This window comes from Providencia sp. PROV174 (assembly GCF_028480685.1).
Lineage (GTDB): Bacteria > Pseudomonadota > Gammaproteobacteria > Enterobacterales > Enterobacteriaceae > Providencia > Providencia rettgeri.
The window spans coordinates 45,451-58,424 of sequence record NZ_JAMPOT010000028.1; the positions used below are offsets into that span (position 1 = coordinate 45,451).

The 12,974-nt window shown below is 42.0% G+C and carries 13 protein-coding genes; 6 read left to right on the plus strand and 7 right to left on the minus strand.

The window, feature by feature from the left end; translation table 11 throughout:
- Window positions 1–11 precede the first annotated feature (11 nt).
- Genes PSE60_RS20030 through PSE60_RS20050 form a run of 5 tightly spaced genes read right to left on the minus strand, consistent with a single transcriptional unit; the run spans window position 12 to window position 4,647 of the window.
- Window positions 12–1,028, minus strand: coding sequence for an ABC transporter ATP-binding protein (locus PSE60_RS20030; RefSeq protein ID WP_272666555.1), 1,017 nt, complete (start codon window positions 1,026–1,028; stop codon window positions 12–14).
- Window positions 1,028–1,858 carry an ABC transporter permease gene (locus PSE60_RS20035; protein WP_272666548.1) on the minus strand — a complete coding sequence of 277 codons (831 nt, stop codon included), beginning with the start codon at window positions 1,856–1,858 and terminating at the stop codon, window positions 1,028–1,030. Before PSE60_RS20035 ends, PSE60_RS20030 begins: the two co-directional genes overlap by 1 nt.
- Complete coding sequence (locus PSE60_RS20040; RefSeq protein ID WP_272666549.1) at window positions 1,848–2,750, minus strand: ABC transporter permease; 903 nt, start codon at window positions 2,748–2,750, stop codon at window positions 1,848–1,850. Before PSE60_RS20040 ends, PSE60_RS20035 begins: the two co-directional genes overlap by 11 nt.
- A complete protein-coding gene (locus tag PSE60_RS20045; protein ID WP_272666550.1) occupies window positions 2,750–3,565 on the minus strand; it encodes an alkaline phosphatase family protein in 816 nt (271 codons plus the stop codon). The genes PSE60_RS20040 and PSE60_RS20045 overlap by 1 nt, the downstream gene beginning before the upstream one ends.
- Before the next feature lie 29 nt (window positions 3,566–3,594).
- Complete coding sequence (locus PSE60_RS20050; RefSeq protein ID WP_272666551.1) at window positions 3,595–4,647, minus strand: ABC transporter substrate-binding protein; 1,053 nt, start codon at window positions 4,645–4,647, stop codon at window positions 3,595–3,597.
- 250 nt (window positions 4,648–4,897) lie between these two features.
- Here PSE60_RS20050 and nudC point away from each other — a divergent pair, with 250 nt between their 5' ends.
- From nudC to PSE60_RS20080, 6 genes are all read left to right on the plus strand, one after another.
- Window positions 4,898–5,689, plus strand: coding sequence for an NAD(+) diphosphatase (gene nudC, locus PSE60_RS20055; RefSeq protein ID WP_115166454.1), 792 nt, complete (start codon window positions 4,898–4,900; stop codon window positions 5,687–5,689).
- 91 nt (window positions 5,690–5,780) lie between these two features.
- Entirely contained in the window at window positions 5,781–6,845 is a 1,065-nt protein-coding gene (hemE, locus tag PSE60_RS20060) for a uroporphyrinogen decarboxylase (protein WP_004264519.1), read from the plus strand.
- A 109-nt stretch (window positions 6,846–6,954) separates the two neighbouring features.
- Complete coding sequence (gene nfi, locus PSE60_RS20065; RefSeq protein WP_272666556.1) at window positions 6,955–7,626, plus strand: deoxyribonuclease V; 672 nt, start codon at window positions 6,955–6,957, stop codon at window positions 7,624–7,626.
- 74 nt (window positions 7,627–7,700) lie between these two features.
- Entirely contained in the window at window positions 7,701–8,288 is a 588-nt protein-coding gene (locus PSE60_RS20070; protein ID WP_109913182.1) for a YjaG family protein, read from the plus strand.
- Window positions 8,289–8,487: 199 nt separating this feature from the next.
- Complete coding sequence (locus PSE60_RS20075) at window positions 8,488–8,760, plus strand: HU family DNA-binding protein (protein ID WP_004264522.1); 273 nt, start codon at window positions 8,488–8,490, stop codon at window positions 8,758–8,760.
- Between the two features lie 71 nt (window positions 8,761–8,831).
- On the plus strand, window positions 8,832–9,476 hold the full coding sequence (locus PSE60_RS20080) for a DUF1481 domain-containing protein (protein ID WP_336298621.1): 645 nt from the start codon (window positions 8,832–8,834) through the stop codon (window positions 9,474–9,476).
- A 235-nt stretch (window positions 9,477–9,711) separates the two neighbouring features.
- On the opposite strand, the gene purD is transcribed toward PSE60_RS20080, so the two are convergent.
- Both purD and purH read right to left on the minus strand, forming a co-directional pair.
- Window positions 9,712–10,995: a phosphoribosylamine--glycine ligase gene (gene purD, locus PSE60_RS20085; RefSeq protein WP_272666552.1), complete on the minus strand. Its 1,284-nt coding sequence runs from the start codon at window positions 10,993–10,995 to the stop codon at window positions 9,712–9,714.
- 18 nt (window positions 10,996–11,013) lie between these two features.
- Window positions 11,014–12,603 (minus strand): bifunctional phosphoribosylaminoimidazolecarboxamide formyltransferase/IMP cyclohydrolase, encoded by a 1,590-nt coding sequence (purH, locus tag PSE60_RS20090; protein WP_272666553.1) that lies wholly within the window; start codon window positions 12,601–12,603, stop codon window positions 11,014–11,016.
- Between the last annotated feature and the right edge of the window lie 371 nt (window positions 12,604–12,974).

Sequence of the window (12,974 nt, forward strand, 5' to 3'; positions counted from 1 at the left end):
CTATCTACTTATTAACTAAGTGTGCGAATTTCATTTTTATTAAACATAAGTTCAAGGCGAGTGCCCGGTTCAAATAAACGCTCGGATGAGCGGTTAAGTAAATCCACTGTCATATCACCTGCAGGGGTATTCACACTATAACGAATAATATTGCCGAGCAATTGGTGATCCAATATCACGGCATCAACAGGGTGAGAAATATGGTTACCATATTGGCGACCCGCTTCTTTGACATATATAGACTCAGGGCGGATAGCAAGTGTACCTTGTAAATTAAGGCCTAACATCGTATTGGCTTTTTCGGAGTCAACAAGGTTGTAATGCCCCATAAATCGAGCGACAAATTCTGTTGCCGGTTGGGTATAAATATTCTCTGCCGTGCCACTTTGTACTATCTGGCCTTTATTCATCAGAAAAATACGGTCAGACATAATCATCGCTTCATCTTGATCATGAGTAACAAAAATTGTCGTTAAACCTAATTCGCGTTGAATCTGGCGAATTTGCTGGCGTAAGTGCTTGCGAATGCGAGCATCAAGAGCAGAAAGTGGCTCATCAAGTAACAAAATTTGCGGTTTCATGACTAATGCCCTTGCTAGCGCAACACGTTGGCGCTGCCCGCCTGATAGCTGATGCGGAAATTGTTGTTCTTTTCCTTGTAACTCAACTAATTCGATCACTTCAGCGACTGCTTTAGACCTTGCTTGGCTATCAATTTTACGCATTTTTAAACCAAACGCGATATTGTCAACTACCGTCATATTGGGAAATAACGCATAACTTTGGAACACCATACCCACCCCGCGTTGCTGCGCAGCTTGGTGGGTTACATTCTGGCAATTAATATAAAGTTCACCATCATTAAGTTGTTCAAGCCCTGCGATACAGCGTAATAAAGTCGATTTTCCGCAACCACTTGGGCCCAGTAGGGTAATAAATTCGCCTTTTTTTATAGTAAATTGAATATCAGAAAATACCTGATTAGTGCCAAAAGATTTAGCTAAGTTTTCCGCAATAACATAACTCATCATTCATCTCCTGAACGATTTAATCGCATTGCTAACCATGTCAGCAATAAGGTAAACAGAAAATATGACATCACCAGAGCAGAAGTGAAATGTCCGCTGGTTTGTCGCATATTGAAAAGATAGATTTGCAAGGTTTCATAACGTGTTCCCACAAGGATATTGGCAAATACAAACTCACCCATTAAAAATGAAAATGAAATTAATAATGAGACCAACATACCTTTGCGAATATTTGGTAACACAATCATCATAAAAGCTTGGAAAGTACTGGCGCCGAGTAAATGTGCAGCATCCATTAAGTCATGCAAATTAATGCCTTGAAAGCTATTCGCAAGAGCACGATACATAAAAGGTAATGTGATGGTGAAATAAGTACCAATCAGGATCCAAGGCGTGCCAACTAACATGAATGGTTCATCGGCAAATATTTGCAGCAAGCCCACCGATGAGACGACAGGCGGAATCGCAAAGGGTAAAATAATCAGTAAATCCATCACCCCTTTGAATTTAGGGAAGCGATAAAATACCGCAAATGTCATCGGCAAAATAATTAATGTGCTAACCAGCAACGTACCAAAGCAAATTATTAATGAACGACCAAATGCCATGAGAAAACGCGGGTCTTGCCACAGTTGTAGATACCATTTGATGGACAAGGCATCGGGTAGCACAGTGGCTCCCCAAGAGCTGGCGATGGAATACAAAAATGTGGCAATAATAGGTAGCGCTAATAGGCTAGCAACACTGATTAGTACTAACTTATGGAGCCATAATCCAGAGGGTTTATTGTTATTGGTTATCACTGGGCTAATCACATTATTATTTTGCATGGTAGCTCCGCTTGATTAGCCAATGATGGATAGCAGTAATAAAAGCTAAGATAGCGATAAGTAGCATTGATAACGCAGCAGCCATATTCGGTTCGAGAAACAGATCACCGGAAACTAAACTGGCAATTCGAATAGTCACAAGGTTGTAATTACCACTCGTTAAGGCATAAGTACTGGCGTATGCGCCCATGGCATTAGCAATTAGGATAATAAAAGTGCCAAGTAAAGCAGGAGAAAGCACTGGAATTGCGACTTTTAACCAATAGGTTAGCTTACTTGCTCCCATCGTTTTCGCTGCATCTTCCCACTCCGGTTTTAGTGCATCAAAGGCGGGGTAGAGCAACAAAACACCTAATGGGATCTGAAAATACACATACAACAGCATTAACCCGCTGGCGCTGTATATATTAAAATCTTCAATAATTCCCCATGACTTGAGTTGTAAAGTAATTGCGCCATTGAAACCCAAAATAATAATGAACGCGAAAGCAAGGGGAACCCCGCTGAAATTACTGGCCATGGTGGTGAAGGAGATCATTATCCGGCGAATTTTCCCTTGCATTTTATAAATGGAAAATGCCGTGATACTGGAAATGAATAAGCCAATTACACTGCAAATAACGGAAAGCCATAAGGTATTTTCAAACGCTTGCAAGTAAAAATCATTATTGAATACCTCTAGGTAGTTACCTAATGACCATGCTTCTTCGTAGATAAAGCTATTAATGAGCACCCAAATCATTGGGGCGATTTGGAATAGACTAAACAGCACGAAGAATGGCAACAGTAACAGTGCCGCGCGCCAATGAAAACGAGCAAAGCGTTTTTTTAACATGGCAATTTTTCCCTGTTGTTGGTATGTCTGTTCACAGGGGGCAGGAATGTCAGCCATTACAAATCTCCTCGTAATAGCGCATCACAAACCGGTTTGTCGAGAGAGTTGGCACCAAGTAAACGACAAATGGTTCCACAAATCTCAGTTTGCTCAATATTGTAGGGTTGATGAGAAAATTGTGAACCGACAACAAACAATGGGACTAAACACTCTTCGGGGAGTGTTCCTCCGTGGCTGCGATCATTATTCATACCATGATCACTAGTGATCAGAATTTGATAACCTTGCTCAACCCATGTAGGAATATAATTCGACAGGATAATATCTGCATGGCGTGCTGCATTACGGTATTGTGGGGAATCAAAGCCAAACTTGTGCCCTGTATCATCTATATTCATAGGATGAATCAATAAGAAATCAGGATCAAATTGACTACGTAAATATTCCGCATCAACAAATAAATGGTCATCAGGGTAATGATCTGCTTGATAAAAGCAGCCATGTTGGATGGTTAGCGACTCATCATGGGTAAAACGGTCTCTTGTTGCTACGAAAGGTGCTCGGTTATACAGTTCACTCACCCAATAATAAGCAGCGGCGGCAGTTGTTTTACCTGCAAGGCGAGCAAGAGAGAATATGCTATCAAAATGGGATAACCGGACAATTTGGTTATGCACAATACCGCTTTTGATAGGGGGAACTCCCGTTAGTATGCATTCATATAGAGGGCGAGACATCGAAGGAAGCTCGCACTCTAATCGGTAAAGTGTTGCACTGTCAGCTTTGATTAAACCGTTGAGATAGCCCATACAATGATGGGCTACTGAATAACTTAAACCGTCTAGGACAACCAGTATGACTTTCTCAGACATCAATTTTTTCCTAAAATCAATACATTAAATTACTGCTGGTGGATCAAAACTTGCTGTTGCCACATTTTAGGGAGATTACGAGACGATTTTTCCCAACCTTCTGCATTCTTAATAGGTTGAACATTTTTATATTGTTCTTCGGGCAGTAATTTGGCTTTAATATCATCAGGTAAGGTTAAATACTGCGCGCGAATTGGGCGAGCGTAGCCTTCTGCAAGGTTTAATTGGCCTTTGTCACTGAAAATGAATTCACGAGCTAATTTTGCCGCATTTGGGTTTTTGGCAAATTTATTGATGATAGTGGTGTAACCTGAAATGACAGAACCGTCAGATGGGATCACAACCGTAAAGCGATCACGGTTGATCTGATCACGGTAATTCAGTGCGTTGAAGTCCCATAAGATGCCAACTTCGACTTCACCTTTTTCGATATTTGCGACAGTTGGATCATTAACGGATAGGCGTTTTTGTTTGGCGAGTTCAGCAAAAAACTCAATGGCAGGTTTTAGGTTATTTTCATCACCACCACGGGCAAATGCGGCGGCTAGTACAGCATTGTTGGCTTGTGCAGCGATACCAACATCCCCAACGGTGACTTTATATTTCCCTTTTAGTAAATCATCCCAGCTTTTCGGTGCATCTTTCACTAAGTCATTATTAATCATGAAAGCAATAGACCCCGTATAGGCTAAAGCCCAATGACCGTCTTTGTCTTTTGCCCAATCAGGAATTTGTGACCACGTTGTTGGTTTATAAGGTTGAGTCACTCCCTTTTGCACGGCAACAGGCCCAAAAGAAGCACCGACATCACCAATATCTGCCGTCGCATTATTTTTTTCTGCGGCAAATTTGGCAATTTCTTGAGCGGAGCTCATATCAGTATCTTGATGCTTCAACCCATATTGTGTCTCTAAGTCTTGCCAAGTTCCTTTCCAGTTAGCCCAAGTGTCAGGCATTCCAACGCTGTAAACTTGCCCTTCTTTTTTCGCTGCATCGATTAACTCTGCTAAATTAGTATCAGCAGCTAATGTCACACTGGATGCGGTCAATGATAGTAAAATCGCAGGAACGATAGTTTTCATTATTTTCTCACTTTTACAGAACGGTGAACCGTATTGGTTACTTAGCATCCTAATTTTAAGAAGTGACAGTTAGTTGATCCTTTTATGACAGTTTTTAGACATTTTATGGAATGGAACGTCTAAAAAGTGTCAAAATTGACAAAGAAAAATAATGAAACAAACGTTTGAATGATATTGTGTCAAAGAAGTGTATTGTGTCATTAATAGATTGCTCATTATCGACAATGAAAGCTAACAAAAGATGTGAAAAATGAATAAGTTAAAATTATCAGGAACAGAAAGTGGTTGGTGGTTCATCTGTTTTTCCGGGCGTTTGTGGCTACCTCATGGAGACATTCCACGAGGTATGGCAAAGGACTATTTATTAGAAGGAAAAACAGCAACGCCAATCGGTGAGTGGCAAGGGGAAATCGTCTGGTTGATCGCCGAAAAAATGCCATCAGATATGGCATCTCCTCGTATCGTTGCTGCGCAAGATGAAGGTTTATTTCGTCTTGCTGGGCGAGGCGTGCAATTGGCAGAATTCTATCGCTCTCATCGTTATTGCGGCTATTGTGGTACGGCAATGCGCCATAGTGAAACAGAATGGGCGTGTTTGTGTGACCATTGTCATGAGCGTTATTACCCGCAGATAGCCCCTTGTATTATTGTGGGAATCCGCCGTGATGACCATATTCTATTGGCTCAGCATCGGCGCCATTCGCAAAATCCATTATTTACTGTACTTGCGGGTTTTGTTGAAGTTGGTGAAACATTAGAAGAAGCTGTTATGCGCGAAGTCATGGAAGAAAGCCATATAAAAGTGAAAAATATTCGTTACGTATCTTCACAACCATGGCCTTTTCCTCATTCCTTAATGATGGGCTTTCTCGCGGATTATGAGAGTGGCGATATTAAAGTAGACCCTAAGGAACTGGTGAGCGCAAATTGGTATCATTACAATGAATTACCGTTGATCCCACCGGCAGACACAATCGCTAGACGTTTGATTGAAGATACGGTCGCATTGTGTCGTCAGAGTGAATATGAAACGGGCAAATAGCACAGCGCTGATATTGTTACCATTAACATGATACAATAATGAACTTCGCTCTAGCCATTTGCGGCGGCCACTTATAATAATGGAGTAAATAATGACTGAGTTAAAAAATGACCGCTATCTACGTGCTTTGCTACGTCAGCCTGTAGATGTGACCCCTGTATGGATGATGCGTCAAGCAGGGCGTTACCTGCCTGAATATAAAGCAACACGCGCTGAAGCTGGTGATTTTATTGCTCTGTGCAAAAACACCGAATTGGCTTGTGAAGTGACATTACAGCCATTACGTCGTTTTCCATTAGACGCTGCAATTTTATTTTCTGATATTCTGACTATCCCTGATGCAATGGGGCTTGGGTTATATTTCGAAACGGGTGAAGGCCCACGTTTTCATAAACCGATTATGAGCGCGGCAGATGTAAAAAATATCCCTATTCCTGATCCTGAAATGGAATTAGGTTATGTGATGGATGCGGTGCGAGCTATTCGTAAAGCTCTTGAAGGTAATGTGCCACTAATTGGTTTCTCTGGTAGCCCGTGGACACTGGCGACTTATATGGTGGAAGGCGGTAGTAGCAAAGCATTCACTAAAATCAAAAAGATGATGTACGAAGACCCGAACACATTGCATTTGTTATTGGATAAACTGGCAGACAGTGTCATTTTATACTTGAATGCTCAAATCCGAGCAGGTGCACAGTCCGTGATGATTTTTGACACATGGGGTGGGGTCTTAACTAAGCGTGATTATTTACAGTTTTCATTGAATTATATGCATAAAATTATTGATGGCTTAATTCGTGAAAATGACGGCCGCCGTGTTCCTGTCACCTTATTCACTAAAGGTGGCGGCCAGTGGTTAGAGGAAATGGCCGCAACGGGTTGCGATGCATTAGGCCTTGATTGGACGACTGAAATTGCAGATGCTCGTCGTCGTGTCGGTGATAAAGTTGCTTTACAAGGCAATATGGATCCATCCATGTTATATGCGCCACCGGCTCGTATTGAAGAAGAAGTGCAAAATATTCTATCAGGCTTCGGCCAAGGTGAAGGGCACGTATTTAATTTAGGTCATGGTATCCATCAGGATGTTCCACCTGAGCATGCAGGTGCATTTGTCGATGCAGTTCACCGTTTATCCCGCCAATATCATCAATAATTATTGTTTATTGATGTTCTTGATTTGTGGTGTATTTATAGAATCTTGTAAGTACACCATTATCATCTATGATTAAGAATAATTAAATCTCATAAGCAATGGACGCATGATGGTTTTAGATACTCAACGATTACGAAAAGAACAGACTAGCCAAGCTTCAAAAATCATTTTGCAGGATGAATTTGCACCACTCAAACTGATTGGTGGAGCCGATGTAGGCTTTGAACAGCAAGGCGCTATTACACGTGCAGTGGTAGCTGTACTATCTTGGCCACAGTTAGAACTTGTTGAGTATCAAATAGCTCGAATACCGACGCAATTGCCTTATATACCGGGGTTACTTTCTTTTCGTGAAGTCCCAGGGTTAATGGCAGCGTGGGGAAAAATACAAAACAAACCTGAATTAGTGCTTGTGGATGGACAAGGAATTGCACATCCACGGCGGTTTGGTGTTGCCTGCCATTTTGGGTTACAAGCGAATATAGCCACAATTGGTGTTGCAAAAAGCCGTCTATGTGGTGATGCGGTTGAGTTAAGTGAAGAGCCTGAAAGTGTTCAGCCGTTAATGGCAGGTGAAAATCAACTCGGTTGGGTGTTGCGGAGTAAAAAACGCTGCAAACCATTATATGTTTCGCCGGGCCATAAAGTAGGTTTTTCGTCTTCCCTAGCGTGGGTTAAGCAGTGTCTAAGAGGCTATCGGTTGCCAGAACCGACGCGTTTTGCTGACGGAATTGCATCAAATCGAACGTTTTTTAAGCGAATGAATGAGAAAATCAGCTAATTATCAGCAAAATATGTGGCATTGACAGATTTTCAGGTAAACTGCGAAGTATTAAGATTGATGAGTCAGAAATTATGTTAAGAAATCCCATTCATTTGAGGTTGGAAAAATTAGAAAGCTGGCAACATACTACTTTCATGGCGAGCCTATGTGAAAGAATGTATCCGAACTTTCAAATGTTTTGTCAGCAAACTGAATTTGCCGATGCAAAAGTTTATCGTTCCATCCTTGATTTAGTTTGGGAAACTTTGGTCATTAAAGATAGCAAAGTCAATTTCGATAATCAGTTAGAAAAATTAGAAGAAATTATCCCATCAGCAGATGATTTCGATATGTATGGTGTGTATCCAGCTATTGATGCCTGTATTGCATTAGGTGAAATTATTCATTCGAAATTGAGCGGTGAAACCCTCGAACACGCAATATTGGTTAGCGAAGCATCCATTCGTACAGTTGCCATGCTCGAAATGACTCAAGCAGGGCGGGAAATGACAGAAGAAGAACTCAAAGAAATCCCGGCCGTTGAAGAAGAATGGGATATCCAGTGGGACATTTTCCGCTTACTGGCAGCTTGTGAAGAGCGCGACTTAGAGTTAATTAAAGGATTAAAATCTGACCTCCGCGAAGCGGGGGTGAGCAATATAGGTATTACTTTAAGCTGATTTTCGCATTTTCATTATCGAAAACGTGACTTGACGCAGTAATGCTGAGTACTAAGACTTCACATTTGCCCCTACTCTGGTCTACATTTAGGGGCGAGAAGAAGTGGCTATCGGGGGCGTGTATCAGGGGCTGTCAATTTGGCATATCCGACGCACTCGATGCTTTGCAAACGATAAACACACTGTGTAAGGATAATTTATGAACAAGACTGAATTAGTTGATGCTATCGCAGAATCAGCGGACCTGACCAAAGTTCAGGCAAAAGCGGCATTAGAATCTACTCTGAATGCTATTTCTGAAACGCTGAAAAAAGGCGAACAAGTCCAACTGGTCGGTTTCGGTACTTTTAAAGTTAGCCATCGTGCTGCGCGTACTGGTCGTAACCCACAAACTAAAGCAGAAATCCAGATTCCTGCTACAACTGTACCTGCTTTCTCTGCCGGTAAAGCACTGAAAGAAGCTGTAAAATAAGAACATTGTACAGCCGAATCACCAGAGGGGGTAAAAAACTACCCCTTTTGTTTATTCAAAAAGGGTTGCTGGTGTTGGGAACTATCTCAATGCTAAGCGCCTGTTCTTCTAATGCACCAAAGCTCCCTGAGTTTAGTGCAAGTGGTTTTATTGCCGATGATGGCGTCATTCGTATGTGGCGGCTAAATAATGCAAAAAGCCAACCTCTGGTCTTAATGGTGGTTTATAGCCCCTATAAAGGTACAGACACTTCCGTTAATTTCTTCGAGTATCGCTCTGGTAACCTCTGGCAAATTCGTAGCCAAATCTTGAATCAAAAAAATGGCGATATCACCGAACAATTACGCTTCGATAAAAATAATGACGTTATTTTTATGCAGCGTGCTCAAGATGGCCATAAAACATCACTTTCGGCTGATGAAATCACGCGTTGGCGCTTTGAAGCGGAACGCGTACTTGAGACAAACACCGCACTGATTGTCGGCGGCGTCAAACTCTATCAAGGTCGCTGGCAACAAGGAAAAGTGACCACATGTGAAGGTGATGTGCGTGAAGTGGCTTTCGAACCCTATGCTGAAAATTGGTTGCAAAACCGTGCAAAAGTGTGGCATTCCCAGCTAAATTTAGCGTGGTTGGAGTCTTCAGAGGGAAACCAGCTTTTGATGGTAGCTGATACCGATTTTTGCCGCTGGCAACCTTCTAAAGATAGCTTATAAATAATCGCTCGTCGTCTTTCGAGCCTCAGCTATATTGCTACGTTCGCTCACTCTAGTTACATACTTATGTATGTTCCTAGAGATTCTCTCTCTTGCAGCTTTGCTGTGATTCGAAATACTTAGAGCCATTGTCTGTGTGAATGGTCAAAGGCAAAAACAAGTTCAAAAAATAGAAAATAAAAAAGCTGATAAAAGTTTCCTCTTATCAGCTCAGGGAATGGTTTAGTACTTTGTCTTATTTTATACGAGCGATAGCGCGGTAGCCGATGTCGTTGCGGTAGAAGCTATCATTCCAGTGAATGGTTTTGGCGACTTCATAAGCTTTGGTTTGTGCTTTAGCAATATCATTACCCAATGCCGTTACGCATAGGACGCGACCACCAGCAGTCACGACTTCTCCATCTTTCATGCGAGTACCAGCATGGAAAACTTTACTATCCGTGGATTCAGTGGTTGGTAAACCTGAAATTACATCGCCATTGTGGTAATCACCTGGGTAACCACCTGCAGCAATTACTACCCCTAAAGCAGGGCGCTCATCCCATAATGAATCTTTACCCGCTAACTCACCTTTCGCACCCGCTAGGCACAGAGCAACTAAATCCGACTGTAAGCGCATCATAATAGGTTGAGTTTCAGGATCGCCAAAACGGCAGTTGAACTCGATAACTTTTGGGTTACCTGCTTTATCAATCATCAAACCTGCATATAAGAAGCCTTGATAGCGGTTTCCTTCTTGGTCCATACCTTTAACTGTAGGGTAAATGACTTGTTCCATCACGCGCTGGTGTATTTCATCTGTCACAACAGGAGCTGGGGAGTAAGCGCCCATTCCACCTGTATTTAGGCCGGTATCACCATCCCCAACACGTTTGTGATCTTGGCTAGTCGCCATTGGGATGACATTTTCACCATCTACCATAACGATGAAACTCGCTTCTTCACCATCAAGAAACTCTTCGATCACGATACGGTGGCCTGCATCACCAAAGGCATTCCCTGCTAACATGTCATGAACAGCTTCTTTCGCTTCTTGCAGAGTCATTGCAACAATAACCCCTTTACCTGCTGCCAGCCCATCTGCTTTGATCACGATTGGCGCACCGACTTTATCTAAGTAAGCTAAAGCAGGTTCAATTTCAGTAAAATTTTCATAAGCCGCAGTAGGAATATGATGACGAGCTAAAAAATCTTTGGTAAATGCTTTTGAACCCTCAAGCTGTGCAGCACCTTGGGTTGGGCCAAAAATAGTTAAGCCAGCAGCTTTAAATGCATCGACTACACCAATAACCAATGGTGCTTCAGGGCCGACAATAGTTAAACCAATTTGCTTATCTTTGGCGAATTGAAGCAATCCATTGATATCAGTTGCCGAAATATTGACGTTTTCAAGGGTTGGCTCTAATGCTGTGCCTGCATTGCCCGGGGCAACATACACTTTGTCTGCTAAAGGGGATTGTGCCGCTTTCCAAGCTAAGGCATGTTCACGGCCGCCGCCACCAATAATCAAAATATTCATTACTAGACTCCTAATAAATTAGTGACGGAAATGACGCATATTAGTGAAAATCATGGCAATACCATGTTCATTTGCCGCCGCAATGACTTCATCATCACGGATAGAACCACCTGGTTGGATAACACAGGTTACTCCAACAGCAGCTGCGGCATCAATACCATCGCGGAATGGGAAAAAGGCATCTGAAGCCATTGCACAGCCAGCGACTTCTAAACTTTCATCAGCGGCTTTAATACCTGCAATTTTTGCAGAGTAGACACGGCTCATTTGCCCTGCACCAATTCCAACGGTCATGTCATTTTTGGCATAAACAATCGCATTCGATTTCACAAATTTCGCGACTTTCCAGCAGAACATGGCATCTTTTAATTCACGCTCTGTAGGTTGGCGGTTTGTGACTACACGTAGCGCTTCCTTTTCAACCATACCTAAGTCACGGTCTTGTACCAATAAACCACCATTCACACGTTTAAAGTCTAAGCCTGCAACTGGTTTGCTCCATTCGCCACATTCAAGTACGCGAACGTTTTGTTTAGTCTCAAGAATAGGTAATGCATCTTTAGCAACAGAAGGTGCAATAATGACTTCCACAAACTGGCGATCGATAATGGCTTGAGCAGTTTCTTTATCTAATTGACGATTGAAAGCGATAATGCCGCCAAAAGCAGAAGTTGGATCAGTTTTGAATGCGTTATCATAAGCAGCATGGATAGAATCACCGATAGCGACACCACAAGGGTTTGCATGTTTAACAATGACACAAGCAGGTTCTTCGAATGATTTAACGCATTCAAGAGCCGCATCGGTATCAGCGATATTGTTATAAGACAGGGCCTTACCTTGGATTTGCTGAGCAGTTGCAATAGATGCTTCTTTTGGGTTTTCTTCTATATAAAAAGCGGCATCTTGATGGCTGTTTTCTCCATAACGCATATCTTGCTTCTTAATAAAATTTAAATTCAAGGTGCGAGGGAAGCGGCCAGAAGGCTGGGTCGTATCACCATAATAAGGGGCAACTAATTCACCAAAGTAATTCGCAATCATGCTGTCATAAGCTGCAGTGTGTTCAAAAGCTTTAATTGCGAGGTCAAACCGCGTAGACCAATTGAGCGAGTTTTCGTGGTTATCCATTTCATCAATAATGATTTGATAGTCATTACTATTTACTACAATTGCTACGTCTTTATGATTTTTAGCCGCGGAGCGCACCATGGTTGGGCCGCCGATATCAATATTCTCTACAGCATCTTCAAGGGTACAATTTGGTTTTGCCACCGTTTGGGCAAACGGATATAGATTAACAACGACCATATCAATAGGTGCAATATCATGCTGTTGCATAATGGTATCATCCGTACCACGACGACCTAAAATTCCGCCATGCACTTTCGGGTGCAATGTTTTTACTCGGCCATCCATCATTTCAGGGAACCCTGTGTAATCTGAAACTTCAGTTACGTTTAGTCCTGACTCAGCGAGTAACTTTGCAGTACCGCCGGTAGATAAGAGCTCAACACCACGTTGAGATAACGCCTTAGCGAATTCAACAACCCCTGTTTTATCAGACACACTAAGCAGGGCACGACGAATAGGACGAAGCAGTTGCATGAGATAGATCCCTTGGATTTGAATAAATAAGGCAATAACGAATATCAGTCAGTCAAAAACTCAACGAGCTTTTCTTATATACCTATTATATCTATTGATGAAAGCAAAGCGGAATTTGCCAGTTTTCTCAATAACAATATATAAGTCACTAACAATTTCAGAACATAAAAACAAAATCAATGCTGAAATTTCGAGCCAATTGTAACGCAAACGTTTGCGTAATGCGCGATAATTTTAAAATTATTTTCAGGTTGTGGATAACTTCGTGCATAAGTCGGTATAAGTGGGGGTTTTGCTGTGGAATGCAGCAGTTGAATAAAAAAATGCAAAAAAGGGGTTGCCAGATTTTTCTGACTCCCTATAATGCGCAT